Genomic DNA, 22,696 nt, shown 5'->3' on the forward strand with positions numbered 1-22,696 from the left:
TTATTTACATTCAAACTAAACGTTGAATGACGACCGCGGAATTAACATGACTCAAGGCAGTATTACGTGCGATTATTTTCACAACTAAGTTGGTATTTTTTAAGTGAATGGCGGCGCTATCTAGGGGCTATTGGCTTCCTTATTATCATTGCTATCTTACAGCTAGTTCCTCCTCGACTGGTTGGTATTGTTGTGGATGGTATTAGCAAAGAAACCATGACAAGAAACCAATTAATTTCATATGTTGTATTGATGCTGTTTATTGCATTGATCGTTTATGGCCTGCGTTATGTGTGGCGACTTTGGTTGTTTGGCGCATCTTATAAATTGGCAGTTCAATTAAGACAAAAATTCTATCGACAATTAAGTCTTCAAAATCAAGCATTTTATCTTAAATATCGCACAGGCGATCTTATTGCTCGTACGACTAATGATGTTGATAGAGTCGTTTTTGCTGCGGGTGAAGGGGTGTTAACTTTAGTTGATTCCCTTGTGATGGGCTGTGCAGTTTTGATTATGATGAGTGTAGAAATCAGTTGGCAGCTTACATTACTTGCACTAATACCTATGCCTATTATGGCACTAGTTATTAAACGTTATGGCGATCAACTACATCATCGTTTTAAACATGCACAAGGTGCATTTTCAACCTTAAATAATCATGCCCAAGAAAGTTTAACCAGTATTCGCATGATCAAGTCTTTCGGTCTTGAAGAAAAGCAATCAAATCAATTTGAGCAGGTAGCAACAGAAGCAGGGCGACGAAACATGCATGTGGCTAAGATAGATGCACGTTTTGATCCAACTATTTTTATTGCTATCGGTATGGCTAACTTGCTTGCGATAGCAGGTGGTAGCTGGATGGTGTTACAGGGAACATTAACACTGGGTGAACTCACCAGTTTTATTATGTATTTAGGGTTGATGATTTGGCCAATGTTAGCACTTGCTTGGATGTTTAATATTGTTGAGCGCGGAAGCGCAGCGTATAGCCGTATTCTGAGTCTGTTAGAAGAACCTTTAGTTATTAAAGACGGTTCTCAGTCTTTACAAGAGGAAAAAGGGATACTTACGGCGAATATAAAAGAATTTAGCTACCCTGAAACTTCCAGAGTGGTGCTCAAAAATGTTGATTTTATTTTAAAACCAGGACGGTTTTTGGGCTTGTGCGGGCCTACTGGTTCTGGAAAATCTACATTAATAACGCTATTACAACGTCAATTTGATGTTACTCAGGGGGATATCTGTTATCAGAACATGCCGTTATCTGAGATTCATTTAGATGAATGGCGTGCTCGCCTTGCAGTTGTTAATCAGACGCCTTTTTTATTTTCTGACACTGTAGGCGGTAATATAGCTCTTGGGCGACCTGATGCATCAATAGAACAAATACATGAAGCCGCACGCATTGCTTGTGTGCATGATGATATTTTACGTTTACCGGAAGGTTATCAAACACAGGTTGGTGAGCGCGGCGTTATGCTTTCAGGTGGACAAAAACAACGAATTTCGATTGCGAGAGCCATACTACAAAATGCCGAAATTCTTATTTTAGATGATGCACTTTCTGCTGTTGATGGACAAACGGAGTTCACTATCTTACAAAATTTGAATCGCTGGCGACAAGGTAGAACACTGATTATTAGTGCCCATCGATTATCTGCACTCGTTGAAGCGGATAATATACTCGTACTTTCACAAGGTAGTATTGCCATTCAAGGGGCACATGAGGGGCTAATTAATCAGCCGGGTTGGTATACGGATATGTATCGTTATCAACAAATTGAAGCGGCTTTGGATGGTGATTTATGAGCCAAAAAAAATCACTATGGCCGGCTTTAAAACGCTTGTTATCTTACGGTAAACCGCATCGCGGCACGATGACTATTGCAATTGCAATGCTGTGGCTTGCTGCTATTGCTGAGGTGAGTGGTCCATTACTCGTTAGCTATTTCATTGACCACATGGTTGCTAAAAAACAGATAATTATGCCATTAGCAATATATATGGCGGTGGGCTTTATCTTGTTACAAGTGATTGCTGCCTTATTACATTATTATCAAATAATATTATTTAATAAAGCATCAGTTGGTGTTGTTCAAACATTACGAGCAGAAGTCATGAATGCTGCACTCAGGCAGCCATTAAGTGCTTTTGATAAACAGCCTGTTGGACAAATTATTTCTCGCGTAACCAATGACACTGAGGTGATTAAAGATCTTTTTGTGATGGTTGTTCCCACTGTGTTTCGTAGCTTAGCTTTGATTTGTGCCATGTTAGTGGCCATGTTCTCATTGGATTGGCGAATGGCATCTGTGGCTGTGATGATTTTTCCAGCTGTATTTATTGTCATGATTGTTTATCAGCGCCTAAGTACACCGATAATTCGACGGGTAAGATCTTATCTTGCAGATATAAATAATGGTTTCAATGAAGTCATTAATGGTATGACGGTTATCCAGCAATTTTTACAGCAGGCAAGGTTTGGCGCTAAACTTCAAGATGTTAGCCAACAGCATTACTTAGCTAGAATGAAAGCATTAAAATTGGATGGATTGTTATTGCGTCCATTACTCAGCTTATTTTCGGCTATGGTTCTGTGTGGATTACTGCTGCTATTTGGTTTTGAAGGTTCCACAACAATCGGTGTTGGTGTCCTCTATGCATTTATTAATTATTTAGGCCGATTGAATGAACCATTAATTGAGCTAACTTCTCAGCAATCTATGTTACAGCAAGCTGTGGTGTCGGGAGAGCGTGTCTTTGAATTGATGGATAGTCCTAAACAGGAATATGGAGAAAGTATTGCGCCATTGCAAAATGGCTCAATAGCAATCAATCATCTGACATTTGCTTATCGTGATGACAAAACGGTTCTTAACGATATTAATCTTAATATTCCTGAAAATAATTTTGTGGCACTAGTTGGTCATACCGGAAGTGGTAAAAGCACCATCGCAAATTTAATTATGGGATATTATCCTTGGCAGCAAGGTGAAATTTTGTTGGGTGGGCGCGATTTGAATTCGTTGTCTCATCAGATCCTACGTAATGATATTGCGATGGTGCAACAAGATCCAGTGGTACTGGCGACATCATTTTTTGACAATGTGGCATTAGGACGAGATGTCACCCAAGAAAAAGTGTGGCAGGTATTAGAAACTGTGCAATTGGCAGAGCATGTTCGCTTACTTCCTGAGGGGCTTGATACGCTACTCGGAGAGCAAGGTAATACACTTTCTGTTGGGCAGAGGCAGTTGTTAGCGATGGCTCGAGTGCTTGTTATTACACCTAAAATTTTAATTTTAGACGAAGCCACTGCAAATATTGATTCAGGTACGGAGCAGGCTATTCAAAAAGCGCTACGAATGATCCGCAAAACGACGACATTGGTAGTGATAGCGCATCGATTATCGACAATTGTAGATGCAGATCAAGTGGTCGTGCTTCATCGTGGTGCAATCGTAGAGCAAGGAAATCATGCTCAACTTTTGCAGCAAAAAGGTCGCTATTATCAAATGTACCAATTACAACAGGTCGGTGAATTGTTGGATTCTCGTGATGAAATTGAACCTGAAATGTTACTAACTTAACTGTTATTGCACTCTAATAATGCATTTTAAAAGGCTATCCAATTGGATAGCCTTTTGTTTTTTTGTTATCCATTGAATTATAAAGATAATTATTCTTGGCATGTTATTTGCTCAATGACTTATGCAGTTAAACAGGGGTAGTGAGTTTATTGGATATCTAAATTATTGGAGAGGAAATGAAATATATCATCGCAATCATTAAACCGTTCAAATTAGATGAAGTTAGGGAGGCACTTTCTGATATTGGTATACAAGGACTCACCATTGCAGAAGTGCGAGGTTTTGGTCGACAAAAAGGGCATTCAGAATTATACCGTGGAGCAGAATATACGGTGGATTTTTTGCCTAAAGTGAGAATGGAAATCGCCGTACCCGATGAGCTTGCTGAAGCCGTTATTGAATCAATAGAAAAAACAGCAAATACGGGGCAAGTGGGGGATGGAAAAATATTCGTCCTACAACTCGAGCAGGCTGTCCGTATTCGGACGGGTGAAAAACAAGACGATGCACTTTAGGAGAATGAAAATGGGTAAATGGTTTCAATACTTATATTTGCTAATATTAGGTAGTTTTCCAATCAATGTGCTTGCATCTGGGGAGAGTCTTGATAAGGCAGATAATGCTTTTATGATGATTTGTACCGCACTAGTTATATTCATGATAATGCCAGGGATCGCACTATTTTATGGTGGGCTACTCAGAAGTAAAAATGTGCTCTCACTTATGGCACAAACTACGGTGATCCTTGCTTTAGTTTCGGTTATTTGGGTTATTTATGGTTACAGCCTAGCCTTTAGTGAAGGTAATAGCATCTTCGGTGGCTTCAACCAATTTATGTTAAAAGATATTACGGTTGATAGCTTGTCTGCGACCATTCCTCAATTTGTTCACGTTGCATTTCAAGGCGCTTTCGCTTGTTTGACTGTTGCGCTTATTGTCGGTGCTTTAGGGGAAAGAGTTAAATTTTCAGCCATATTAGTTTTCACCCTTATTTGGACGACTTTTGCATATATCCCAATGGCTCATATGGTATGGGGCGGTGGGCTACTCGCACAAGATGGCGCGCTTGATTTTGCTGGTGGTACTGTTGTACATATTAATGCTGCGGTAGCTGGTTTAGTTGGTGCTTACTTACTCGGTAAACGTACTGGATTTGGTCGAGAGGCGATTAAACCGCATAATTTGCCGATGGTATTTATGGGAACTTCGATTCTATTCATCGGCTGGTTTGGTTTTAATGCGGGGTCTGCTGGAAGTGCAAATGGTGTTGCTGCATTAGCGTTCGTTAACACGGTGGTAGCGGCTTCTGGTGCAATATTATCATGGACATTAGCAGAATGGATTTTTAGAGATAAGCCTTCTTTATTAGGTGCATGTTCAGGATGCTTAGCGGGCTTAGTTGGCGTAACACCTGCGGCTGGTACTGTCGGTGTTGGTGGGGCACTAATTATTGGGCTACTTTCTGGTTTCGCAGGTTTGTGGGGCGTAGTCATCTTGAAACGTTGGTTAAAAGTTGATGACGTTTGCGATGTATTTGGTGTGCATGGAGTTTGTGGCATCGTAGGTTGTTTGCTTACTGGTGTATTCACCGCGGCATCTCTCGGTGGTACTGGCTTTGCAGAGGGGGTGACAATGATGAAGCAAGTTGGTATACAGGCATTCAGTATATTGGTTTGTATCATATGGACAGCCGTCGTTGCCTATATTGCCTTCACTATTGCCGATAAAATCGCAGGTTTGCGGATCAGTGTAGAACAAGAGAGAGAAGGTTTAGATATCACTTCACATGGTGAAAGCGCTTATAACTAACCTTAGTATATTTAGTTAATCGCACTCAGTTAATGGCCGCAATAGTTTGCGGCTCATTTTTTTTCATTGTACTAAGGTAAGTGATTGCTTACTTTTATTGCGGCGATGTCACATTTGCCTTTCTTTTTCGAATAACACCTTCTTGCACTGCTGTTGCGACTAAATCCCCTTGAGGGTTATAAATCTGTCCTTTTACAAATCCTCGCCCCCCTGAAGCCGAAGGGCTTTCAACTGCATACAGTAACCAGTCATCTATTTTAAATGGGCGATGGAACCACATTGAATGGTCGATAGTGGCAACTTGTAAATCACGTTCCATAAATCCGCGACCATGGGGTTGTAAGGCAGCGGGTAGAAAATTGTAATCAGACGCATAGCCTAATAAATAATGATGCAATGATGGGATGTCAGGTAATTGACCTTTTGCTTTAAACCAAATGTAGCGGAAAGGTTCTTGGGGCGCACTATCAAATGGGCTGTAGAACTCAACCGGGCGAAATTCAAAAGGTGTTGGACGTAAAGCGTATTTTTTGACGGATTCAGGTAGTTTATCCGCTAAACTTTGAATAATGACATCTTGTGAAATCAGTTGTGAAGGAGCAGGAACATCAGGCATCAAATTTTGGTGACTGTAACCTTCTTCTTGTGACTGAAATGAAGCCGTCATAAAAAAGATAGGTTTGCCATGTTGTATTGCACTGATACGTCGAGTGCTAAAACTACCGCCATCACGCAAGATTTCTACATCGTATACAATCGGGCGCATGCTATCGCCAGGACGTAAAAAATAACTGTGAAAAGAGGTGATTACTCTGTCATCAGGAATAGTTTGTTTAGCGGCATACATGGCTTGACCAACAACTTGCCCACCAAAAACCTGAGGTAAACCAAGATCTTCACTTTGTCCTCGAAAAATACCTTCTTCAATTTTTTCAAGTTCAATTAGATTGATTAGATTCTGTAATTCTGGGCTCATAGTGACCTTAGACATGATTAAAAAATATCAGATGGCGGTATTTTCCCATTATTTTCAGGAAATAGGTAGATGCGTTCTATTAAGATAGCTTTAAATTCACTTTTGGTTACAATTTGAAATACTATTTCATTATTTTATTTATATTCGCTATACTTTTTTGATTGTCTTAATGAGATGTTCCATATTAATGTTAAATATTAATAATAATTCTTCACTAATTTATTGTTTTATAGGTGATTATAATGAAACTACATCACTATATTGCTAGCTTACTTATTTTGTTTTTCTTAGCAGGCTGTGAAGGAAATTTAACAAAGCCGAATGAGAAAATGTTACATGGCAAAAGGGATCATGGCACTCAAAAAGTGGATTCTGGTAAAATAGATGGCAAGGTGAACATTGTTAAAAATACTAAGTTACCTGAGAGTGCAGTGTTAACTATTACATTAGCAGATACTTCGATGATGGATTTACCTGCACTGATCTTGTCACAAAAGTATTATACAGAGTTAAATAATCGGCAATCGATACCCTTTGAGCTCACTTATCTGAAAAATGAAGTTCGACCTGATGCTACGATAACGATAAGTGCATCAGTGAGTGCAGATGGTCAGCTTTTATATCTTTCTAATACGGTTATTGAAGTGATTAATAATGGAATAGATAACAATGTCGATGTGCTGGTAGTTCCTGCTAACTAATTAGTTTATAAGCCACTTAGCGATTTCATCATGAGTCATTTCTAGCTACGCTTTACTTGTTGTATAGATTAGGATTATCTGTGCAATAAAACAGCATTCAGTAGGTGCTTCCTTGCTATTTCACTGCCTATCAAGCATAATGCCCATGCTTTGAAAAAAGCACTCAATGGGGACTCTGTTGGTTCTCCCGCAACGCTAACTTGTTAACTTGGTCAGGTCCGGAAGGAAGCAGCCATGGCAGGGGTCGTGTGTGCCGGGATGTCGCTGGCAGAGTTCCCACCCAACTGATAATTGCCTCTTTCATACTAAATTCCCTACTTCTTATATAAAAATTTGCCATCTGGTGTTCACCCACTTAGACTTTATTTCTGCTACCCGCTAAAGACTATCGGTATAAAACAATATTTATATTTATTACACTAAAATTGATTATTTACTTATAATTGAAAGATAAAAGTGAAAGGATATTTATATTTGAATAATCGCATTAAATGTTAAATTAGCATTAAGTAGTTATATATGAGAAATATAATGGTGAGCAGTGATGTAAATTAACATTATGTAATGCTAAATTTTAGGTATAAGGAATTCAGTCGAGCCGATAAGTATGTTACCGGCTATAACTATTTACTAACTGTGTGTGTTTGTAAGATATTATCTAACAAATTTCCAAACGGATGGCGGTATTTTATCGTAAAGTTTATTCATTGTGAGTTCTGCAAGACGGTGGTCTGCTGCTGAATAAAATAACTCTAACTCATCCTCAGATAGTTCGTATTTATTTTTTTCAATGACACGCTCAAGTGTTTCAATTGTTGTGCATTTTCTTAAACGCATCAGATAATCAAATTTGGTCATAACGCCCTTTCTTTTATGAAAAAAAACTTTATAACATATTATGTTATAGTTTGCTTATAGGTAAATGATATCTTTATGTTTTACTGGCTAGACATTTTAAATCATCATCTAGAACAGAGACAATGTTTTGATTCATACTTTCCCAGTCAATAATCTCACTAAGCGTTATTACAGGGCTACCGAATAAATTATATGTCTCATCAAGATATTCTTCAACTAATGATATAACGAGGTTTTCTTTTGGGTATTTGATTTTAAATCGCCAAACAAAAGACGCAATATGTTCAATGAGCTCATTGAGGTTTGCGCTTTGTTGAGAACTGAGATCGTTTATCCAATGGGTATTCGTTTTTTGTAAGCTTAGTATCGCATCTCGATTTAAGCTGTTACACAAATACTTTAACTCTGCTATATCATGTTTTTTGGGTGAATATTCATCCATAATCACCTCCGCTGGCGAATCTGACCTTTGCTATGTGTATTTCTATATCAATAATAATATAATGTTAACTAAATAAAAGCACCAAAGTTCAATATAAAAATATAGGAATTAATATATTGATAAATATAAGATTATTACTATTCAGGTGAATTTTAAAGATTATCAATAAATATATAAGTAATATTCAAATACGGGCCGGCAGCTCAAGCTGTATCGCCTCGCCGAAGATAATAGCATTATTATTGCATAAGTCACCATCCAGTCACTACTTTTTTCTGATTCATTAGTTGCCAATAGACAGTTTTTATTTTTAGTTTTGACTAAACTCAACTTTATGAAAGGTTTAAGTTGCCTTAACCTAATTGTACATTTTAGTACAAAGAAAAAAATTTTTTAAACTAAAGGTGTGGTGAGTAAAAGCTTGTTTGATATTTTAATAATTGATCTTCAACGATGGAATAAAATGAAAATAATTAAAGATTAATAATAAAACGTCCCTGCTGATCTCGTGGGCAGGGACTTTGTTTTGTGATAACACATTTTATAAATATAAGTTTAGGGTGACACCCGGTTTCAAATCAGCCATTTTGACACCAGAGTTCCAATTCATTAAATCATTGAGTTTAATACCATGACGTTTGGCAATGCTGTAATAAGAGTCACCTTTTCTCACTTTATATACTTGTGTTTTACGATTGTTTGCCCTTGGCATCGGACTTTTTACTTTTAGAACTTGTCCTGGAGCAATACGGCTAGCTGTTTTAAGTCCATTGAGCTGTTGAAGATTTTTAACCGTCATATTGTGTTTTTTTGCAATACTGGCTAATGATTCACCTTTGCGGACTTTATAGTTAAGGCTTTTAGCTTGACGAGATGAATTGTTTTGGCTAGCTAAATTGTTTTGATGTGCAGTTCGATTTTGTTGGTTTTGCGCCGCAGCAAGACGAATATTATCGAGTACATCTTGATCAGATAATGAAACTTTAAATTGTTCAGCTTTTGCTGTTGGTAACATTATATAATGCGGACCATTAGGCGAGGTAATTCCCCGTGTATATCCTGAATTATAAGTTTTAATCGATTCCTCAGTAAGGCCTGTTAATTCAGCCGCTTGAGTTAATGTTATTTGTTGCCCAACATCAATTTGAGTTAATGCTCTATTTTTATTACTTGTTGGTAAGGTAACTTGATATTTTTCAGGCTCTCTTAATACTTGGCTTAGTGCTAAGATTTTTGGCACATATTGTTTTGTTTCTTTAGGCAAAGAAAGAGACCAGAAATCAGTAGGCAGTCCTGCCGCTTCATTCTTTTTAATCGCGTTCATAACACAGCCTTCACCACAATTATAAGCGGCTAAAGTCAGTTCCCAGTCATGACCAAACATGACGTTGAGATTTTCGAGTAAATCGAAGGCAGCATTAGTTGAGGTTAGAACATCTCGGCGTTCATCTACCCATTGGGTTTGTTTTAACCCATATGAGCGAGCTGTGATTGGAACGATTTGCCAAAGTCCTGCGGCTTGAGCGGGAGAGGTGGCTTTTGGGTTAAATGAACTTTCTATAATTGGAATTAAGGCTAATTCCATGGGCAAATTGCGTTCATTAATTTCATCTACAATTAAGTACATATAAGGCTCTGCCCTTACAGTTACATCGTAGATGAAATTTTGTTTAGTTGCGTAATTATTTGCCAATTCCCTAATTTGTGGATTATTAGGAACATTCATTTTCAACTCATCGCTAATGTAGCCCCAAAGGTCATAATCAGCCTTTGGTTGCTGTCTACTTGCAGCCTGGTTATGTGATGCAATAGTTTCTACAGTATGATTTGCTGAAGGCTTGCTCTGCTTCACTTTATTCGGTGCAGTTTGGCATCCCGCAAGCAGAACAATGGCGATGAGAGTCGCTATTATCTTCATTATTTTCTATTGTTCTTTATTTTCATGTTTAAAAGTCGAACAATAATACTAATCTCACCCGAAGATGACAATGATTAAACTTCAATATTGATCTTTTAATTGACGTAACAAGGTAAAAACGGCTCTTAATGGTGGATTTGGAATGTTAATCTTTAATTTTTGTTGTAGTTCCGGATTATCACATTGTAGAAAAATATTAATATTTCTCTCTTTTTTCAATAGGCTAGGAAGTGTTGCTTGTTGTTTGGCTCGCGCGGTAGTCACTTCTGTTAAATATTGTGTAATCGCCATATTTTCCGGCCAAATATGATGCGCAAATTTTAGGTTTGATAGCGTATATTCATGGGCACAACATATTAATGTTTCATCAGGTAGGTTGGCAATTTTTTGAATTGATTGGAACATTTGTTCAGGTGTGCCTTCAAAAATACGACCACAACCTGCTGAAAATAAGGTATCACCACAAAATAAATAAGGAGCTTGGTAGAAACCGATATGACCCAGTGTGTGACCTGGTAGTGCGAGAACTTGAAAGTTAAATTGGCCAATTGTAACGGTGTCACCTTCATTAACTTGTTCTGTTATTCCTTTTGCGATAGTTTCTTTTGGACCAAAAACAGGTAATGTAGAAAACACCTTTAAAAGACCTTTTACACCATCAGTATGATCATTATGGTGATGGGTGAGTAAAATAGCGACGGGGGTTAATTTCTTTGAGGTGATGATTTTAAGCACAGGATCTGCTTGTGCTGGATCAACGATGATACACTGATGTTGGTTATCAGCGAGGACCCAAATGTAATTATCGTTTAACGCAGGGACTCGTATTAATTCCATAATAACCTCGACATTCTACTATTAAAGGGGGATTTCATGAAGCCTGCGCGTATTGAGAAACAATTTCAAATGCCAGTTAGTTGGTCTGATATTCCTTTTGGTGAACAATACCGCCAAGCGTTAGAAAACCAACTTCGTCCTTGGTGGCCTAAAATGTTTGGTTTTCATTTGCTTAAATTAGGTCATTTGAGCGCTGAAATCCAGACTAAAGAGTGCATGATCGCCCATCAATTCAATGTTAGCAATAATGATCCTCGTGCGCAGGTGATTGCTAGCGCTTCTGCGTTGCCTTTTGCGGACAGATCCATTGATGCATGTTTGATGTCCCATTGTTTGGCTTATAGTCATGACCCTCACTGGATTCTACGTGAAGTTGATCGGGTGCTAATGGACGATGGTTGGCTAGTGATTTCTGGATTTAATCCCTTTAGCTTAGTGGGAGTGGCTAAATTAATCCCTGTTCTTCGAAAAAAACAACCCTATTGTAGTCGTTTTTTTCCTTCATTAAGGGTTTTTGATTGGCTTGGTTTATTGAATTATGAAGTGTTATATCATCACAATTGCCAAGTTATCCCGTGGATGTCACCTGAACGGCGGCTAAATAAAAATTTGGGGGGAGTAGGCGTGATAAGTACCATTGTTGCAAGAAAACGCACTTATCCTTTGACCCCAACACCGCTAAAATTTAAGCAACCTAAAATGAAAATAGGTTCTGCATTGGGCGCTGCCAAAGAGATAAGTAAACGTTCAGACTTTATCAAATAGTGATTTTAATTTTTAGCAGGTTGATAGCCGGTATCTTCTTTAGTTGGCGAAGATGCCGCTAAGCGTGCGAGCTCATCACATTTCTCATTTTCAGGGTGTCCTGCATGGCCTTTAACCCAACGCCAATCAATGGTATGACGAACAATTGCTTCATCGAGCCGCTTCCATAAATCGACATTTACGACTGGGGATTTATCTGCTTTTCGCCATTGTTTACGTTTCCAGCTATGGATCCATTGGGTGATACCTTGGCGAACGTATTGGCTATCTGTGGTTAAAATAATATCGCAGGGCCTGGATAGAGACTCTAAGGCTACAATTGCCCCTAGCAATTCCATACGATTATTTGTGGTTAGAAAAAAACCTTCACTGAGTGTTTTTTCATGTTGTTGGTAACGTAAAACAACACCATACCCGCCGGGTCCTGGATTGCCCAAACAAGAACCATCAGTGAAAATTTCTACCTGCTTTATCATTTCTGGTAAACTCTACTTTATTCATTAATTATTAATCATAGTGTGACACAAAAAAACATGATGAGCACGGCGATAACAAGACAAATTGTCCTTGATACTGAAACCACAGGTATGAATAAGCTGGGTGTTCACTATGAAGGTCACAACATTATAGAAATTGGTGCTGTCGAGGTGATTAACCGTAGACTGACAGGACGTAATTTCCATGTTTATATCAAACCTGACCGTTTAGTGGATCCTGAAGCTTTTGAAATTCATGGTATTAGTGATGAGTTTTTACAAAGTCAGCCTGTATTTGCTGATATTGCCGATGAATTCATTGAATTTATTCGTGGTGCTGAGCTGGTGATCCATAACGCACCCTTTGATATTGGCTTTATGGATCATGAGTTTCGTAAGCTTAACCGAGGCATTCCACCAACAGCAGAGTTTTGTACGATTACTGATAGCTTAGTTTTAGCACGAAAAATATTCCCGGGTAAACGAAATAACTTAGATGCACTTTGTGATCGTTATTTAATTGATAACTCAAAGCGTCAGTTGCACGGAGCTTTACTCGATGCTGAGATTTTATCTGATGTTTATCTAGCGATGACAGGGGGACAGACCTCCCTCTCTTTTTCTTTGGATGGCGATTCAGCAAATAATAAAACTGAGCAGGGAATTCAGCGAATTACTCGCCCTACAAGTGGTTTATCTGTGATATATGCTTCTGATGAGGAAATTGTCGCTCATGAGGCGCGGCTTGATATTGTCGATAAAAAAGGGGGAAAGCCTTGTTTATGGCGACAACCTGTAGATGAAGATGAAAATATACATTAAACATTGATACTGTATTTTTATTCGATGTTGCTGGTTAAATAAGCGATTAAATCGATAAATCAGAATTAAATTCGTATTGAGGCTGTGTTAAGGCTAAAAACTGTTCAACTACGCGATTTTTCAAGAAAAAGTATTGACTGCAACCCGAAGTATTCGTAATATGCTCGACGTTCCCAGTAGGGAACATTCGGAGCGGTAGTTCAGTTGGTTAGAATACCTGCCTGTCACGCAGGGGGTCGCGGGTTCGAGTCCCGTCCGTTCCGCCACATTATAACGCCATGCTATTTATTAGCATGGCGTTTTTTTTTGCGTTTAGAGCATGGTCTGTTGCGTTTTTATTTGCGCTGCCTTGCCTATTAATTGCGGTTATTAATTGATTGTTTGGATATGAAAAGTTACAACATACCAATCAAGAAAATTATTAGCTGAGCGGCGAGTCATATGTGTTATCTGAGAGTGTCGTAGGCTCAAATAATATGTAAACATAAACATAAACATAAACATAAACATAAACATAAACATAAACATAAACATAAATAATAAGAAAGTCCGTAGTTTTTCAGGTCTATTGGAAATAAAATTATGTGAGTCACATAATGAATGAAATAGACTCATTTATTGTAGGGCTTTAGTGTGGGTAAGAACTATAATATAAGGAATAGATATTTAGTGGTATGAGAGTGATGGTTGAAGATATTGAATAGGAATTTATATTGTTTAATCATTATTTCTATTTTTAAAATAGAAAGTTATTTTTTATTCCAATTTTTTATTTGCTTTGACGTCAACATAAAACTCTAAACAACAGGTTTTCCTATTGTGTCATTTTCCTTTCGCGTCTATACGTATACTTAAGTCATAAAATATAAGGAGTGAAATTCCTCCATCTAAACCATGATGTGAAAATATCGGGTAATAGCCATTTTCTTTTGTTAATTCAGAAATAAATAAAATTTAAAATCAGAGGGTAGTTCATGTTTCAATGAATGACCTTAGGTATTGGATGCTCATAATAAGATTTTAAAATGTAGGAACTATATTATGTTAGATACTGGTTATTATCTTAAGGTAAATTCAGTAGTTGTATTGCTAGTTAGTTTTCTTCTTTAACTTAATAGGAGGAAGTTAGATTTCGACTTAAGTGAGATCAATATATTAAGTTTAGTGTAATGTTTAACCGATGGAAATATTTGAGTCTATTATGATAGGAAATAATTATTTCTCTATCATTATGAAAGTAGTGAGTTTTTTTTGTTTTTTTTAATCTGGATATATATTTAATAAATTAATTTATTTCTACTATTGTTAGAGAGTATGATTGTTTATAAAAAACAGCTTTTTAAGCTTTATTTAAATCGTATTCGTATGGTTTTTGGTGTTAAACGCTATTTTTAATTGATGCTCTCAAGAAGATGTCTGGCCAATGCTGCAATACCACTAGTCTGGTTGGAATTTAATTTACTCTGAATCTGTGTAATTTGAGGTTGTTTTCACAACTGGGCAGAGTGAAATGAGTTTGATTTTAAATATCTACTCAAGTAAATTAATAAGCATTGAGCGAGTGAACATAACGTGAAATTTAATTTAATTGATATGTATAGGTGATTATACATATTCCATATCCGATGGGTTAGTCATTATAAATTTAATTAACGAAGTGATGTTTTATTTTTATTGGCATTATTGAATTGTCTCATTTTTTATCTGGCCAATTTTTTATGCATTAGGTTTTATTAAATAGCTAATTTAATTTATGGGGTGTAATAGTGAATGTAAATACAGTAAAAATATACGAAGGTAAATTAAATAATTCAAGGACTACTTTTACCGAAGCTGTCGGAAAGGAAATACATAAATTGCGTAAGGAGCGATCAATGACGGGTAAGGAATTAGCTATTCTCGTTAACGTTTCTCAGCAGCAAATATCACGCTATGAATGTGGTGTTTGTAACTTAACAGTTGATACATTAATTATTATTTTAAATGTGCTTAATGTGCCATTAACTGATTTTTTTAATCAAGTATTTTTACGTGCATTTGAGACGGAAAAAAAACTTTGTGTAAAATATCACAACGTGTTTACTTCTGTAAATCAATCAGAAGCTTTAAAAAAACAATTAGAAACATTTGGACGATATAACCAAAGTAATTTATGGGGCTAATCGTTTATTTTATATTCTTTAAATATATTAAATTACATTAATGTACATTTTAATGTTTTTTAAATATTTATTTAATATCAGCGTGTTATGAGTTTATATTGTAATTGTTTTTTTTGAAATGAATTAAATATAAAGACTTTATTTTAATTAGACTCATTTTTTAATTATTTATACCTAAATGATTAGGTATGAACACATCTGAATGTTTTTAGCGAACATTCCTTTTATTTAAAGCGCAATTATTTTTATTTTAGAGGCCAATATGAAAAAGATTATTTTAGCAACCCTGATTTCTGGCGTAATGAGTGCATCTGCTTTAGCTGTTGATGCAGGTTCAGGTACTGTGACTTTCAACGGTTCAATCATTACTGCACCATGTTCAATCGCACCAGGCGAAGAAAACCAAACTGTTGAACTGGGTCAAGTTTCTAACGTAACTCTGACTGCTGGTGGCGAATCTTCAGCTCAACCTTTCTCTATCAAGCTGGAAGGCTGTAATTTAGAAAAATCTAACGAAGTGACTATCACTTTCGCTGGTACTGAAGCAACGTCAACTGATGGTGAAGGTAATACCGCAGGAACAGGCTTACTGCAAATCACTGGTGATGCGAAAGGCGCTGCCGTGAAGATCATGAACTCTTCTAGTACACAAATCAAAGTTAACGCAGGTAGTACTCAAAACTACGTTCAAGGCGACAATGAGCTGAAATTCCAAGCTTCGTTGAAAGGTCTAGGAACAACTGTAACTCCAGGTAACTTCCAAGCAGTAACAAACTTTACCTTAGCATACAACTAATTTTTAAAAATTAAGGTATGTACGTCATGGAGTGTTTCGGCACTTCATGGCTTGTTCAGCAATGGAGGTGATCGTGAAGCGAACAGGATTGTTAAATACGGCGCTATTGTTAGTAGGTGTTTTCTGGCTAATACCTGTACAAGCAGCTCTAGGAGTAGTTTGGGGTAAAGTGAGTATGCAAGGTAGCATCGTTGATACGGCTTGTGCTATCGATACTGGTTCTTATGAGCAATCTATTGATATGGGTATTTTGCCGATTGGTTTGTTACGCCAAGTTGGACACGGACCTGTACAACCTTTTTCTATCACCTTAATTGGCTGCCAACTCACCCCCCATGATGGCGACAACTGGCAAACGTTCTCAGTCACTTTTGATGGCCCTGCAAACGGCGAGTGGTTTAGCGTTTCAGGGGCAGCAAAAGGTGTCGCATTATCACTACAAGATGCATCTGGACAAACAGTACGCCCAGGTTTGGCAACTGTAAAACAAGAAATCAAACCAGGTAATTATGTCCTTAATTATGGTTTAAGGCTGGTCTCAGATGAAACCCCACTACGTCCAGGGGAATACCAGACAGCAATTCGCTTCAAACTCGATTATTACTAATAAAAAATGCTGAATTTTTCCTGATACTGATCTTTAGGGATGTTACTTATGTCTTTGTTTAATGCTTACTTACCTAAACCACGTTTATTGAGTGTGGTTATTGCACTGACACTTCACGGTGCAGCACTGCCGGTTTTCGCGGCAGAAGCAATTCAATTTAATACCGATGTATTAGATCTCGAAGACAAAAGTAACATCGATTTAAATCAATTTTCGCGCGCAGGGCATATTATGCCTGGCAATTATTCATTAACGTTAAAAGTGAATGATGAAACATTGCCTGAGATTACGGTTCCTTTTTATGTGCCTGAAAATGATCCCGAGGGGAGTATTGCCTGTTTATCCCTTGAATACATTAATCAATTGGCGCTGACGTCTACCTCATTAAAAGATTTAACGTGGTGGCACGATGGACAATGTTTAAACCCTGAGAGCCTACCGGGTATGCAGATCCGTGGCGATTTAGCGACCTCTTCTTTATATGTCAGTATCCCGCAAGCCTACATGGAATATACAGCACCAAATTGGGATCCTCCTTCACGTTGGGATGATGGGATATCGGCAATTTTGGCCGATTATAATATCAATGCGAATGCTAATAACTCTTACCGAAAAGGGGGAAATGACAGTTATCAAGTTAATGGTAATGGAGTCATGGGTATAAACCTTGGGGTATGGCGTTTTCGTGCAGATTGGCAAGGTCGTTTAAGTCATATGAATGGCCAAAATACGCAGACACAAAAAGATTTTCAGTGGAACCGTTTCTATGCTTATCGCGCGCTGAAATCTTTGCAAGCTAAGTTGACATTAGGTGAAGATTATCTTGAGTCAAATATGTTTGATAGCTTCCGTTTTACGGGGGCAAGTTTGCGTTCAGATAACAGTATGATGCCACCAAGCTTGCGGGGGTACGCGCCTGAAGTGACCGGTATTGCGAAAACTAACGCTACGGTGACGGTAAGTCAGCAAGGTCGTGTGTTATATGAAACTCAGGTCGCGCCAGGACCATTTAGAATTCAGGATTTAAGTGACGCCATCAGCGGTAGGTTAGACGTCACGGTTAAAGAAGAAGATGGCTCGGTTCAAGAATTCCAAGTTGATACGGCGAATCTGCCATATCTGACCCGACCAGGCCAAGTTCAGTACAAGTTAGCACTGGGTCAACCAACTAATTATGAGCGTCATAGTCAAGGTGACAGCTTCTTAACAGGGGAATTATCTTGGGGAGTTAGCAATGGTTGGTCACTATTTGCTGGTAGCTTAATTGGCCAAAATTATAACGCATTATCAGCGGGTATTGGCCGTGACTTGCTCGCCTTTGGTGCGATGTCATTTGACGTCACGCAATCTTTTGCGCGTTTACCTGGTGAAACGACCATCAGTGGTGGTTCATATCGTATTAACTACTCAAAACGATTTGAACAATATGACAGCCAAGTGCAGTTTGCGGGCTACCGCTTCTCTGAGCGTGATTTTATGTCGATGTCAGATTACTTAAATGCGAGGGAATCAGGTCAGCGCTACGGTGGCAGCAAAGAACTCTACACCATTTCATTGAATAAGAACTTCAGTGACATCGGTATTTCATTATATGCGAATTACAACCACCAGACCTATTGGGATCGTCCAAGTAATGACTATTACAGCATCATGATCTCGAAATATATGGATATTGGTTCGATTAAAAATGTCAGTGTGAACCTGTCGGCAAATCGCAGTGTGTACAACGGCGTCAATGATGACAGCGCTTATTTATCGCTGTCATTCCCTTGGGGAAATAGCGGCAGCGTAGGCTATTCATTAAATGCGAACCGCAATGATACCACCAACCGCGCCACTTATTATGACCGCATTGATGACCGAACCTCCTATCAGGTGAGTGCAGGTAGCAGCCGCTACGGAGCCTCAACCAGTGCATTTGTTAGCCATCAAGCGGACAGTGCACGAGTCAGTGCGAATGCCAGCTACCAACATGGTCAATATAGTGCATTCGGACTGTCTGCATCGGGTGGTTTTACCATGACACCAGAAGGCGGCGGATTCCATCGTGTTAATCAAATGGGGGGAACCCGTATGGTGGTAGACACGGATGGTGTAGCAGATGTACCAATTAAAGGATTTGGGGCGCCAGTTCGTTCGAACATGTTCGGTAAAGCTATTGTTGGTGATGTGAATAGTTATTACCGCAGTAAGGCGCAGATTGATTTGAACGCGTTGCCAGATGATGTAGATGCGCAGCAGTCAGTGGTACAAGCCACGATGACTGAAGGTGCCGTGGGCTTCCGTCGTTTCGAAGTGGTGTCGGGACAAAAAGCAATGACAGTGTTGAGTTTAACGGATGGTTCGCATCCTCCGTTTGGCGCGCAAGTGAAAAATGCCAAAGATCAAAATACGGGAATTGTCGGTGATGCAGGTAGTGCCTATATCAGCGGTATTAACCCAGGGGATGTAATGACGGTGACATGGGGAGAAAACAAGGCATGTAAAGTGACCTTCCCAGTACAGTTGGGCACTCTTGAGCGAGCACTATTACTGCCATGTACCCCTGTTGCAAGTACAGCTCTTTAGCCACCAGAAATTACGCAACGTTAAGTGTAATTAATAATTGATTTTTAATGTAAATAGGTTGCTCGGCCGATAGTCGAGCAACAAAAAATAGGTCATTACAGCATGAAAAAGATAACTCAACTCAGTGTTATTGCAAGTTTAACGGGTCTTATTCTGTGTTCCTCTGCTGCAAATGCTGCAGTGTCAATGGATCGTACTCGCGTGATTTATGACGGTGGTCAAAAATCAATTTCTTTAAATATTTCCAATAACAACAAACAGTTGCCTTATTTGGCTCAAGGTTGGATGGAAAGCGCTGAAGGTCAAAAAATAAATTCACCATTGGTGGTACTACCGCCGGTTCAACGCTTAGAACCGGGTAAATCAAGTCAAGTAAAAATCGAAGCACTACCAGCCGTAAACATGCTCCCTAATGACCGTGAAAGCCTGTTCTACTTTAATTTGCGTGAAATTCCGCCAAAAAGCGACAAGCCAAATACATTGCAGATTGCTTTACAAACTCGAGTGAAGTTGTTCTATCGCCCGAAAGCGATTATTCCAGAGAAAAATACAGCACCTGCACAAGATAAGCTGATGTTAGAAAAACAAGGTGAAACGGTGATGTTGAAAAACCCAACGCCTTTTTATGTCACCATTATTAATGCAGCGGCAACCACAAAATCGGATGCAAAAGATTTTACCCCCGTGATGGTTGCGCCTTTTGCCAGTGAAAATATCGGTGTTAGTGCCAGTAAATTGGGTAGCTCACCAGTACTGACTTATATCAATGACTACGGCGGTCGCCCAGAGTTGAATTTCCGTTGTCAGGCTTCGAGCTGTCAGGTTATTCCTGAAACAAAATAATCGATTATCTCAGGCCTGTCGGCATGAATGGAAAGGAGAGAACTATGACTCAACAAAAACTGACTCAGCATATTCGCAATAGCCTTTTGGTTTGCCTATTTGTAGGAGCGAGTAGTTTGTCTGCTTTTGCAGAAGACAATAATCGAGCGTTGTATCGTCCGAGCGATAACTGGAATGTTGATGGTCAACATGGCGTGTTGTATGTGTCAGGTTCACTTACTGAAAGTCCATGTCGATTGGCGATGACTTCAAGTTATCAATCGGTGTTATTAGGCAATACAGAAACGGCAGAATTAAATCGTGTGGGTGGACAAGGTCGCCCAGTTTCATTCCAAATTGAATTACTCGATTGTTTAGAAACCTCGACCTTATTAGAGAATGTGAGGACAGGGCAAACCGCGTGGAGTTCAACTCAACCTGCGGTAAAAGTACGCTTTTTAGCACCCACGGTGCCATTTATGCCTAACTATGCAAAGGTGAATGGCGCGCAAGGTATTGGTTTAGTATTGCGTGATAGTCAAGGGAAAACATTGCCACTGGGTGAAGAAAGTAACCCCGTTTTATTGGTTTCAGGGCAAGAAAAATTAACTTATTACGTCACGCCAGTCAGAACCTCAGGTCCATTAGAGCCGGGCGCTTATTCTGCATTGATTGCGTTTGAAATGATTTATGAGTAATAGAGGGCTGAAAATGAAATCTATGTGCTCAATCACTGTAGGTTTGATTATGGGAAGCTGCTTGCTAGCAAGTACACAAAGCTTAGCGGACGTCTTTAATATTCAAGTTAAAGTAACAGTAGTGGCAAAGACCTGTGACATATATGGCAATGGTGGCTTTGGTCAACCGATTAGTGTGGATATGGGCGATATCATTATTAAGAATATTGACGGTCAAAGCTACGCGAAAACCGATATCCCATACACATTAGATTGTGAAGACTCTGCAGAGAACCCAGCTTTGAAACTGAAGTTTGATGGTACTCGGATGCCAACACAGGCAGCTAATGTATTGAAAACAAGCGAAAACAATATTGGGTTACGTTTGTTGGCTGATGGTACCAATCTGAACTTGGCGACATGGCGCGATTTTAACTACAACACAAAGCCAAGGCTGTCGGTAGTGCCAGTTGCCAGTGGCACTGGCGGGGTCAATGATGGGGTCTTTACGGCGTACGCGACCCTCAGCGTGGAGTATCAATGATGAAACGAGGTACTTTAATCACCGTTTTTAGGCATGGATTGCTTGCTCTGTGTGGAGCGGTCTCATTGGTCTCACAAGCGGTTGAAGTCAATTTTACGGGAAATTTAATTAATAACCCACCTTGTGATGTATCGGGTCCTGATGGACCTAACCAACCGATTAAAGTGACTTTTAATGAACTTGGTATTACGAAAATAGATGGGTTAGGCGATAAAACGGAATATGGTCGCCAAGATTTTACATTAACGTTGAGCTGTGGTGCGGGGTTGGGCAATGCGGTGGCATTGTACTTAGAATATAGGGGCATGAGCGCTCCTTTTGACCCGAGTAACAAGACGTTACAGGCAAGCCAAGCAGGATTGGGTATCCGATTATATCATCAAGGCGTGTTGATAGCGCCCAACTCAGGGACGCCGATGACAATGTCAGATAATGGTGTATTAACGTTACCGCTTTATGCCGTACCAGTGAAAGATACAAGACCCGGCGTAACACTGTATGAGGATGAATTTACGGCGACTGCAAGTGTGGAGATGAACTATCCATGATAAGAAAAACAAGCAAGATAAAGCACAGCTCTGTTCTTATCGCACTCAGTGGGATGTTATTAATTAGCCTCATATCATCGGGCGCTTATGCCGATAGCAGTAATGAAATCCAATACAGTGGGACGTTAATTGCATTGCCATGTACCGTTGATCCTTCGTTTGAGAATATGTGGGTTGATTTTGGGGGCAATATCAATGCGAAGGATTTAGCTAAGGGGCAACGTCGTTATAGTAAAGAAGACATTCTGTTTAATCTAAAGGACTGTGATACGTCGCTCGGAAATACAATTTCAGCCAGATTTACGGGTATTTCAACAACTGATAATGGGTTATTGAATGTGGATGCAGGTAGTCAGGCGAGTGGAATTGTTGTCGGTTTAGAAGCGCCGAGCGGTTTAGCCTTACCTATCAATAATTCGCAAGTGGGTTCAATCATTCCGATAAAGGATGGTGATATGACCATTCGGCTGAGGTCATATGTGCAGGCAGCAGTGGATGAAACGGTAGATTCGATAGTACCGGGCTACTTTACCGCGACCTTAACGTATAGCTTGATGTATGAATGAGTGATGGTGACATCTGTGATGTTTAGCATACGACTGACTTTACCAACGACGGCAGAATTATCACCTAATGCAAATATTTTGGATTGGGATTTCCACTGGTGGTAGATATGAAATACGGAAATGGGATGAAAAATGATGATTAGAGTGATGCGCATGAAATTCTTGGCCGGTATGCTATTGAGCATTCCGCTGTCTGCAGTGGGGGAGGT

General features: G+C 39.0%; 22 protein-coding genes, 1 tRNA gene and 1 other RNA gene. 18 read left to right on the plus strand and 6 right to left on the minus strand.

From position 1 onward, the window contains the following. Positions 1-66 precede the first annotated feature (66 nt). The 4 genes from DD649_RS15265 (at position 67) to amtB (ending at position 5,402) form a co-directional block, all read left to right on the plus strand. Positions 67-1,812 (plus strand): SmdA family multidrug ABC transporter permease/ATP-binding protein, encoded by a 1,746-nt coding sequence (locus DD649_RS15265; protein WP_336430918.1) that lies wholly within the window; start codon positions 67-69, stop codon positions 1,810-1,812. After that, positions 1,809-3,593: a SmdB family multidrug efflux ABC transporter permease/ATP-binding protein gene (locus tag DD649_RS15270; RefSeq protein ID WP_294108479.1), complete on the plus strand. Its 1,785-nt coding sequence runs from the start codon at positions 1,809-1,811 to the stop codon at positions 3,591-3,593. The genes DD649_RS15265 and DD649_RS15270 overlap by 4 nt, the downstream gene beginning before the upstream one ends. A 176-nt stretch (positions 3,594-3,769) precedes the next feature. Beyond that, a complete protein-coding gene (locus tag DD649_RS15275; RefSeq protein WP_294108480.1) occupies positions 3,770-4,108 on the plus strand; it encodes a P-II family nitrogen regulator in 339 nt (112 codons plus the stop codon). 4 nt (positions 4,109-4,112) lie between these two features. Beyond that, complete coding sequence (amtB, locus tag DD649_RS15280; protein ID WP_336430919.1) at positions 4,113-5,402, plus strand: ammonium transporter AmtB; 1,290 nt, start codon at positions 4,113-4,115, stop codon at positions 5,400-5,402. 94 nt (positions 5,403-5,496) lie between these two features. Here amtB and tesB read toward each other — a convergent pair whose 3' ends face one another. After that, the gene (gene tesB, locus DD649_RS15285; RefSeq protein ID WP_294109124.1) at positions 5,497-6,378 is read right to left on the minus strand and encodes an acyl-CoA thioesterase II; all 882 of its coding nucleotides are present in this window, start codon (positions 6,376-6,378) and stop codon (positions 5,497-5,499) included. A 242-nt stretch (positions 6,379-6,620) separates the two neighbouring features. Between tesB and DD649_RS15290 the strand changes: the two genes are divergently transcribed. Continuing rightward, entirely contained in the window at positions 6,621-7,079 is a 459-nt protein-coding gene (locus DD649_RS15290) for a YbaY family lipoprotein (protein WP_294108484.1), read from the plus strand. A gap of 176 nt (positions 7,080-7,255) precedes the next feature. After that, positions 7,256-7,352, plus strand: an RNA gene (gene ffs / locus DD649_RS15295) — signal recognition particle sRNA small type. A 381-nt stretch (positions 7,353-7,733) separates the two neighbouring features. Here ffs and DD649_RS15300 read toward each other — a convergent pair. The 4 genes from DD649_RS15300 to gloB form a co-directional block, all read right to left on the minus strand. Next, the gene (locus tag DD649_RS15300; RefSeq protein ID WP_068439370.1) at positions 7,734-7,937 is read right to left on the minus strand and encodes an HHA domain-containing protein; all 204 of its coding nucleotides are present in this window, start codon (positions 7,935-7,937) and stop codon (positions 7,734-7,736) included. Between the two features lie 73 nt (positions 7,938-8,010). After that, positions 8,011-8,379: an Hha toxicity modulator TomB gene (gene tomB / locus DD649_RS15305; protein WP_294108494.1), complete on the minus strand. Its 369-nt coding sequence runs from the start codon at positions 8,377-8,379 to the stop codon at positions 8,011-8,013. A 541-nt stretch (positions 8,380-8,920) separates the two neighbouring features. Next, the gene (mltD, locus tag DD649_RS15310; RefSeq protein WP_294108496.1) at positions 8,921-10,297 is read right to left on the minus strand and encodes a murein transglycosylase D; all 1,377 of its coding nucleotides are present in this window, start codon (positions 10,295-10,297) and stop codon (positions 8,921-8,923) included. A gap of 81 nt (positions 10,298-10,378) precedes the next feature. Further along, positions 10,379-11,134, minus strand: coding sequence for a hydroxyacylglutathione hydrolase (gloB, locus tag DD649_RS15315; RefSeq protein WP_336430921.1), 756 nt, complete (start codon positions 11,132-11,134; stop codon positions 10,379-10,381). Between the two features lie 36 nt (positions 11,135-11,170). Between gloB and DD649_RS15320 the strand changes: the two genes are divergently transcribed. Then, complete coding sequence (locus DD649_RS15320; RefSeq protein ID WP_294108500.1) at positions 11,171-11,899, plus strand: class I SAM-dependent methyltransferase; 729 nt, start codon at positions 11,171-11,173, stop codon at positions 11,897-11,899. 5 nt (positions 11,900-11,904) lie between these two features. Here DD649_RS15320 and rnhA read toward each other — a convergent pair whose 3' ends face one another. Beyond that, the gene (gene rnhA, locus DD649_RS15325; RefSeq protein WP_294108502.1) at positions 11,905-12,375 is read right to left on the minus strand and encodes a ribonuclease HI; all 471 of its coding nucleotides are present in this window, start codon (positions 12,373-12,375) and stop codon (positions 11,905-11,907) included. 60 nt (positions 12,376-12,435) lie between these two features. Between rnhA and dnaQ the strand changes: the two genes are divergently transcribed. The 11 genes from dnaQ (at position 12,436) to DD649_RS15380 (ending at position 22,487) form a co-directional block, all read left to right on the plus strand. Beyond that, a complete protein-coding gene (dnaQ, locus tag DD649_RS15330) occupies positions 12,436-13,197 on the plus strand; it encodes a DNA polymerase III subunit epsilon (protein ID WP_294108504.1) in 762 nt (253 codons plus the stop codon). A 189-nt stretch (positions 13,198-13,386) separates the two neighbouring features. Next, positions 13,387-13,463: transfer RNA gene (locus tag DD649_RS15335), tRNA-Asp, on the plus strand. Positions 13,464-14,963: 1,500 nt separating this feature from the next. Then, a complete protein-coding gene (locus DD649_RS15340; RefSeq protein ID WP_294108506.1) occupies positions 14,964-15,359 on the plus strand; it encodes a helix-turn-helix transcriptional regulator in 396 nt (131 codons plus the stop codon). Between the two features lie 262 nt (positions 15,360-15,621). After that, a complete protein-coding gene (locus DD649_RS15345) occupies positions 15,622-16,155 on the plus strand; it encodes a fimbrial protein (protein ID WP_294108508.1) in 534 nt (177 codons plus the stop codon). A gap of 73 nt (positions 16,156-16,228) precedes the next feature. Next, complete coding sequence (locus DD649_RS15350; RefSeq protein WP_336430923.1) at positions 16,229-16,762, plus strand: fimbrial protein; 534 nt, start codon at positions 16,229-16,231, stop codon at positions 16,760-16,762. A 39-nt stretch (positions 16,763-16,801) separates the two neighbouring features. Then, on the plus strand, positions 16,802-19,330 hold the full coding sequence (locus DD649_RS15355) for an outer membrane usher protein (protein ID WP_294108511.1): 2,529 nt from the start codon (positions 16,802-16,804) through the stop codon (positions 19,328-19,330). 102 nt (positions 19,331-19,432) lie between these two features. Continuing rightward, positions 19,433-20,173, plus strand: coding sequence for a fimbria/pilus periplasmic chaperone (locus DD649_RS15360; protein ID WP_294108513.1), 741 nt, complete (start codon positions 19,433-19,435; stop codon positions 20,171-20,173). A 44-nt stretch (positions 20,174-20,217) separates the two neighbouring features. Continuing rightward, positions 20,218-20,850, plus strand: a complete 633-nt coding sequence (locus tag DD649_RS15365) for a fimbrial protein (RefSeq protein ID WP_294108515.1) — start codon at positions 20,218-20,220, stop codon at positions 20,848-20,850. Between the two features lie 13 nt (positions 20,851-20,863). Then, positions 20,864-21,373, plus strand: a complete 510-nt coding sequence (locus tag DD649_RS15370) for a fimbrial protein (RefSeq protein ID WP_336430924.1) — start codon at positions 20,864-20,866, stop codon at positions 21,371-21,373. Further along, positions 21,370-21,921, plus strand: a complete 552-nt coding sequence (locus DD649_RS15375; protein WP_336430925.1) for a fimbrial protein — start codon at positions 21,370-21,372, stop codon at positions 21,919-21,921. The genes DD649_RS15370 and DD649_RS15375 overlap by 4 nt, the downstream gene beginning before the upstream one ends. Further along, the gene (locus tag DD649_RS15380; protein ID WP_336430926.1) at positions 21,918-22,487 is read left to right on the plus strand and encodes a fimbrial protein; all 570 of its coding nucleotides are present in this window, start codon (positions 21,918-21,920) and stop codon (positions 22,485-22,487) included. Before DD649_RS15375 ends, DD649_RS15380 begins: the two co-directional genes overlap by 4 nt. Positions 22,488-22,696 lie beyond the last annotated feature (209 nt).

Origin of the sequence: Providencia sp. (assembly GCF_003533305.1) — a bacterium.
In the GTDB taxonomy this organism is placed as follows: Bacteria; Pseudomonadota; Gammaproteobacteria; order Enterobacterales; family Enterobacteriaceae; genus Providencia.

Bases quoted from the DNA above. Each gene is read 5' to 3' on its own strand.
- DD649_RS15270 (WP_294108479.1), top strand. From the start codon at position 1,809: ATGAGCCAAAAAAAATCACTATGGCCGGCTTTAAAACGCTTGTTATCT.
- DD649_RS15275 (WP_294108480.1), top strand. From the start codon at position 3,770: ATGAAATATATCATCGCAATCATTAAACCGTTCAAATTAGATGAAGTT.
- amtB (WP_336430919.1), top strand. From the start codon at position 4,113: ATGAAAATGGGTAAATGGTTTCAATACTTATATTTGCTAATATTAGGT.
- tesB (WP_294109124.1), bottom strand. From the start codon at position 6,378: ATGAGCCCAGAATTACAGAATCTAATCAATCTAATTGAACTTGAAAAA.
- DD649_RS15290 (WP_294108484.1), top strand. From the start codon at position 6,621: ATGAAACTACATCACTATATTGCTAGCTTACTTATTTTGTTTTTCTTA.
- DD649_RS15300 (WP_068439370.1), bottom strand. From the start codon at position 7,937: ATGACCAAATTTGATTATCTGATGCGTTTAAGAAAATGCACAACAATT.
- tomB (WP_294108494.1), bottom strand. From the start codon at position 8,379: ATGGATGAATATTCACCCAAAAAACATGATATAGCAGAGTTAAAGTAT.
- mltD (WP_294108496.1), bottom strand. From the start codon at position 10,297: ATGAAGATAATAGCGACTCTCATCGCCATTGTTCTGCTTGCGGGATGC.
- gloB (WP_336430921.1), bottom strand. From the start codon at position 11,134: ATGGAATTAATACGAGTCCCTGCGTTAAACGATAATTACATTTGGGTC.
- DD649_RS15320 (WP_294108500.1), top strand. From the start codon at position 11,171: ATGAAGCCTGCGCGTATTGAGAAACAATTTCAAATGCCAGTTAGTTGG.
- rnhA (WP_294108502.1), bottom strand. From the start codon at position 12,375: ATGATAAAGCAGGTAGAAATTTTCACTGATGGTTCTTGTTTGGGCAAT.
- dnaQ (WP_294108504.1), top strand. From the start codon at position 12,436: ATGAGCACGGCGATAACAAGACAAATTGTCCTTGATACTGAAACCACA.
- DD649_RS15345 (WP_294108508.1), top strand. From the start codon at position 15,622: ATGAAAAAGATTATTTTAGCAACCCTGATTTCTGGCGTAATGAGTGCA.
- DD649_RS15355 (WP_294108511.1), top strand. From the start codon at position 16,802: ATGTTACTTATGTCTTTGTTTAATGCTTACTTACCTAAACCACGTTTA.
- DD649_RS15360 (WP_294108513.1), top strand. From the start codon at position 19,433: ATGAAAAAGATAACTCAACTCAGTGTTATTGCAAGTTTAACGGGTCTT.
- DD649_RS15365 (WP_294108515.1), top strand. From the start codon at position 20,218: ATGACTCAACAAAAACTGACTCAGCATATTCGCAATAGCCTTTTGGTT.
- DD649_RS15370 (WP_336430924.1), top strand. From the start codon at position 20,864: ATGAAATCTATGTGCTCAATCACTGTAGGTTTGATTATGGGAAGCTGC.
- DD649_RS15375 (WP_336430925.1), top strand. From the start codon at position 21,370: ATGATGAAACGAGGTACTTTAATCACCGTTTTTAGGCATGGATTGCTT.
- DD649_RS15380 (WP_336430926.1), top strand. From the start codon at position 21,918: ATGATAAGAAAAACAAGCAAGATAAAGCACAGCTCTGTTCTTATCGCA.